Annotated in this window: 1 tRNA gene, 3 rRNA genes and 1 pseudogene; all 5 read right to left on the bottom strand. The window is 49.2% G+C overall.

The annotated features are described in order from the left end of the window. The 5 genes and pseudogenes from rrf to D8791_RS10165 all read right to left on the bottom strand — a co-directional run bounded on the left by rrf (position 1) and on the right by D8791_RS10165 (position 5,332). Positions 1-116: ribosomal RNA gene (rrf, locus tag D8791_RS10185) — 5S ribosomal RNA — on the bottom strand. Positions 117-216: 100 nt separating this feature from the next. Next, positions 217-3,112, bottom strand: a 23S ribosomal RNA gene (locus D8791_RS10180). A 126-nt stretch (positions 3,113-3,238) separates the two neighbouring features. Continuing rightward, a tRNA-Ala gene (locus D8791_RS10175) sits at positions 3,239-3,311 on the bottom strand. Positions 3,312-3,364: 53 nt separating this feature from the next. Continuing rightward, positions 3,365-4,812 (bottom strand): 16S ribosomal RNA (locus tag D8791_RS10170). The 16S, 23S and 5S rRNA genes sit together here with 1 tRNA gene alongside, the layout of an rRNA operon. Positions 4,813-4,848: 36 nt before the next feature. Continuing rightward, positions 4,849-5,332 (bottom strand): annotated as a pseudogene (locus D8791_RS10165) (sigma-70 RNA polymerase sigma factor region 4 domain-containing protein). Positions 5,333-5,477 lie beyond the last annotated feature (145 nt).

Here is a 5,477-nt window from a genome sequence, read left to right as displayed (position 1 = left end):
GCTAAGCGACTTCCATATCTCACAGGGGGCAACCCCCAACTACTTCCGGCGTTCTAGGGCTTAACTTCTGTGTTCGGCATGGGTACAGGTGTATCTCCTAGGCTATCGTCACTTAACTTGCTGAATTAACTTACAATATCTTATTGCCTTGTCAACTCAAAATTGAATAACTACTCAAAACTCACAATACTTACCAAAAGCTGCGCTCAATGAAAATTGGATAAGTCCTCGAGCTATTAGTATTAGTCCGCTACATGTGTCGCCACACTTCCACTCCTAACCTATCTACCTGATCTTCTCTCAGGGCTCTTACTAACTTGCGTTATGGGAAATCTCATCTTGAGGTGGGTTTCACACTTAGATGCTTTCAGCGTTTATCCCTTCCCTACATAGCTACCCAGCGATGCCTCTGGCGAGACAACTGGTACACCAGCGGTAAGTCCACTCTGGTCCTCTCGTACTAGGAGCAGATCCTCTCAAATTTCCTACGCCCGCGACGGATAGGGACCGAACTGTCTCACGACGTTCTGAACCCAGCTCGCGTGCCGCTTTAATGGGCGAACAGCCCAACCCTTGGGACCGACTACAGCCCCAGGATGCGACGAGCCGACATCGAGGTGCCAAACCTCCCCGTCGATGTGAACTCTTGGGGGAGATAAGCCTGTTATCCCCAGGGTAGCTTTTATCCGTTGAGCGATGGCCCTTCCATGCGGAACCACCGGATCACTAAGCCCGACTTTCGTCCCTGCTCGAGTTGTAGCTCTCGCAGTCAAGCTCCCTTATACCTTTACACTCTGCGACTGATTTCCAACCAGTCTGAGGGAACCTTTGGGCGCCTCCGTTACCTTTTAGGAGGCGACCGCCCCAGTCAAACTGCCCGTCAGACACTGTCTCCGATAGGGATCACCTATCCGGGTTAGAGTGGCCATAACACAAGGGTAGTATCCCAACATCGCCTCCATCGAAACTGGCGTCCCGATCTCATAGGCTCCTACCTATCCTGTACATGTGGCACAGACACTCAATATCAAACTGCAGTAAAGCTCCATGGGGTCTTTCCGTCCTGTCGCGGGTAACCTGCATCTTCACAGGTACTAAAATTTCACCGAGTCTCTCGTTGAGACAGTGCCCAAATCATTACGCCTTTCGTGCGGGTCGGAACTTACCCGACAAGGAATTTCGCTACCTTAGGACCGTTATAGTTACGGCCGCCGTTTACTGGGGCTTCAATTCATACCTTCGCTTACGCTAAGCACTCCTCTTAACCTTCCAGCACCGGGCAGGCGTCACCCCCTATACATCATCTTACGATTTAGCAGAGAGCTGTGTTTTTGATAAACAGTTGCTTGGGCCTATTCACTGCGGCTGACCAAAGTCAGCACCCCTTCTCCCGAAGTTACGGGGTCATTTTGCCGAGTTCCTTAACGAGAGTTCTCTCGCTCACCTGAGGCTACTCGCCTCGACTACCTGTGTCGGTTTGCGGTACGGGTAGAGTATGATACAACGCTAGAAGCTTTTCTTGGCAGTGTGACATCACTCACTCGCTACTAAACTTCGCTCCCCATCACAGCTCAACGTTACAGGTATAAGCATTTGACTCATACCACGCCTCACTGCTTAGACGTACATCCATTCGTACGCACGAGTTAGCCTACTGCGTCCCTCCATCACTTCATACTCTAGTACAGGAATATCAACCTGTTGTCCATCGGATACACCTTTCGGTCTCTCCTTAGGTCCCGACTAACCCAGGGCGGACGAGCCTTCCCCTGGAAACCTTAGTCTTACGGTGGATGGGATTCTCACCCATCTTTCGCTACTCATACCGGCATTCTCACTTCTATGCGTTCCAGCGCTCCTCACGGTACACCTTCACCACACATAGAACGCTCTCCTACCATACCTATAAAGGTATCCACAGCTTCGGTAAATTGTTTTAGCCCCGGTACATTTTCGGCGCAGGGTCACTCGACTAGTGAGCTATTACGCACTCTTTGAATGAATAGCTGCTTCTAAGCTAACATCCTAGTTGTCTGTGCAACCCCACATCCTTTTCCACTTAACAATTATTTTGGGACCTTAGCTGGTGGTCTGGGCTGTTTCCCTTTCGACTACGGATCTTAGCACTCGCAGTCTGACTGCCGACCATAATTCATTGGCATTCGGAGTTTATCTGAGATTGGTAATCCGGGATGGACCCCTCACCCAAACAGTGCTCTACCTCCAAGAATCTTTATGTCGACGCTAGCCCTAAAGCTATTTCGGAGAGAACCAGCTATCTCCAAGTTCGTTTGGAATTTCTCCGCTACCCACAAGTCATCCAAGCACTTTTCAACGTGCCCTGGTTCGGTCCTCCAGTGCGTTTTACCGCACCTTCAACCTGCTCATGGGTAGGTCACATGGTTTCGGGTCTACATCATGATACTAAGACGCCCTATTCAGACTCGGTTTCCCTACGGCTCCGTCTCTTCAACTTAACCTCGCATCATAACGTAACTCGCCGGTTCATTCTACAAAAGGCACGCTCTCACCCATTAACGGGCTCGAACTTGTTGTAGGCACACGGTTTCAGGTTCTATTTCACTCCCCTTCCGGGGTACTTTTCACCTTTCCCTCACGGTACTGGTTCACTATCGGTCACTAGGGAGTATTTAGGGTTGGGAGATGGTCCTCCCAGATTCCGACGGGATTTCACGTGTCCCGCCGTACTCAGGATTCTGCTAGGTACAGATTCTATTTAAAATACGAGGCTCTTACTCTCTTTGGCTGACCTTCCCATGTCATTCTTCTATAAAATCTGAGTCCACATTGCAGTCCTACAACCCCGAAGAGTAAACTCTTCGGTTTGCCCTCCTGCCGTTTCGCTCGCCGCTACTAAGGCAATCGCTTTTGCTTTCTCTTCCTGCAGCTACTTAGATGTTTCAGTTCACTGCGTCTTCCTCCTCATCTCCTTAACAGAGATGGGTAACAGGTAGTACCTGTTGGGTTCCCCCATTCGGACATCCCCGGATCTGCGCTTACTTACAGCTCCCCGAGGCATTTCGTCGTTTGTCACGTCCTTCTTCGGCTCCTAGTGCCAAGGCATCCACCGTGCGCCCTTACTAACTTAACCTTATTTTTGACCTTTCAGTCTTAAACTCATTAATATTCACAGCGTTTCGGTTTATTTTCTTGTTACTATTTGATATAGTTATTCAATTTTCAATGGACAAGTTTAGAATAGTCATCACTATCCTAATGGAGCCTAGCGGGATCGAACCGCTGACCTCCTGCGTGCAAAGCAGGCGCTCTCCCAGCTGAGCTAAGGCCCCACAAGACCTCTCAAAACTAAACATGACGACCAATGGCTTCCGTTTTTCCTTAGAAAGGAGGTGATCCAGCCGCACCTTCCGATACGGCTACCTTGTTACGACTTCACCCCAATCATCTATCCCACCTTAGGCGGCTGGCTCCTAAAAGGTTACCTCACCGACTTCGGGTGTTACAAACTCTCGTGGTGTGACGGGCGGTGTGTACAAGGCCCGGGAACGTATTCACCGCGGCGTGCTGATCCGCGATTACTAGCGATTCCGACTTCATGTAGGCGAGTTGCAGCCTACAATCCGAACTGAGACTGGCTTTAAGAGATTAGCTTGCCGTCACCGACTTGCGACTCGTTGTACCAGCCATTGTAGCACGTGTGTAGCCCAGGTCATAAGGGGCATGATGATTTGACGTCATCCCCACCTTCCTCCGGTTTATTACCGGCAGTCTCGCTAGAGTGCCCAACTTAATGATGGCAACTAACAATAAGGGTTGCGCTCGTTGCGGGACTTAACCCAACATCTCACGACACGAGCTGACGACAACCATGCACCACCTGTCACCGGTGTGCCGAAGCAAAATCCTATCTCTAGGACGGGCACCGGGATGTCAAGACCTGGTAAGGTTCTTCGCGTTGCTTCGAATTAAACCACATGCTCCACCGCTTGTGCGGGCCCCCGTCAATTCCTTTGAGTTTCAACCTTGCGGTCGTACTCCCCAGGCGGAGTGCTTAATGCGTTAGCTGCGGCACTGAGTCCCGGAAAGGACCCAACACCTAGCACTCATCGTTTACGGCGTGGACTACCAGGGTATCTAATCCTGTTTGCTCCCCACGCTTTCGAGCCTCAGCGTCAGTTACAGACCAGAGAGCCGCTTTCGCCACCGGTGTTCCTCCATATATCTACGCATTTCACCGCTACACATGGAATTCCACTCTCCCCTTCTGCACTCAAGTTAAACAGTTTCCAAAGCGTACTATGGTTAAGCCACAGCCTTTAACTTCAGACTTATCTAACCGCCTGCGCTCGCTTTACGCCCAATAAATCCGGACAACGCTCGGGACCTACGTATTACCGCGGCTGCTGGCACGTAGTTAGCCGTCCCTTTCTGGTAAGATACCGTCACAGTGTGAACTTTCCACTCTCACACTCGTTCTTCTCTTACAACAGAGCTTTACGATCCGAAAACCTTCTTCACTCACGCGGCGTTGCTCGGTCAGACTTCCGTCCATTGCCGAAGATTCCCTACTGCTGCCTCCCGTAGGAGTCTGGGCCGTGTCTCAGTCCCAGTGTGGCCGATCACCCTCTCAGGTCGGCTATGTATCGTCGCCTTGGTGAGCCGTTACCCCACCAACTAGCTAATACAACGCAGGCTCTCTCAAGCGACAACTATATCAGTATATCACCTATCCACTCCCTTGTCAACACTTTTTTTGAATTTTTTTATCTTTTTTTACAAATTTATTTCCTGCCATCTACAAAATCACTGATAAATCAATAACTAAAAGGGAAAGGTAACATCTCCCTCTTACCTCTCCCTTATTCTCTATAGCACCGTGCTGCTAAAGTCGCTTAAATATTTCTCTAACTCTCGCAACAGTCTTTTACGTCCCTTAAACCGCTCGTCGCCTAATAAGCGGTGGTATAACTCTAGTTGTTCTTTATCTAACTTGGAAGTGTAGGCTGCTAATGAACTTCGAAGAGCGACTAAATCATCTAAAGCTAGTTCGCGCTTGCTCAGTCTATGACTAATGGTACCAACTTCTTCATAAAGACTGACGATCGAAGCGGCGTTTTTGGCTCTCTTGCTTGCGAAGTATGTCATGAATATGATTCCGAAATTTTGTCTTGAAGTAGCGATAGAGGCGGCTTTCATCTTGACTGATATCTGGATGACTTTCTTCTAGCTGGTGATAGATCAACATGCCTTCTTGTTCCCAGTCACTATTCTCCCATAAATGTACATAATAATCCCGTGCACAGCGGCGGACGATCCACTGCACTTTCTCATAGCGTTCCTTGAAGTTCATGTTATCTCCTTTTCCTTTGATAATATGATTCTACAAGAAAATATTCTTCTTTAGTGTCCCTGTCCCTATCCTGTCTATTTTTTGCCCCAACTGGTTCCTAACGCAAATAATTCCGACATCTCAGGGACATTTTATGACATGTTAG

The sequence above is a fragment of the Streptococcus cristatus genome (assembly GCF_003943515.1).
In the GTDB taxonomy this organism is placed as follows: domain Bacteria; phylum Bacillota; class Bacilli; order Lactobacillales; family Streptococcaceae; genus Streptococcus; species Streptococcus cristatus_D.
Note: the sequence above shows the minus strand (reverse complement) of the source record. Positions and strands in the feature narration are given on the sequence as shown.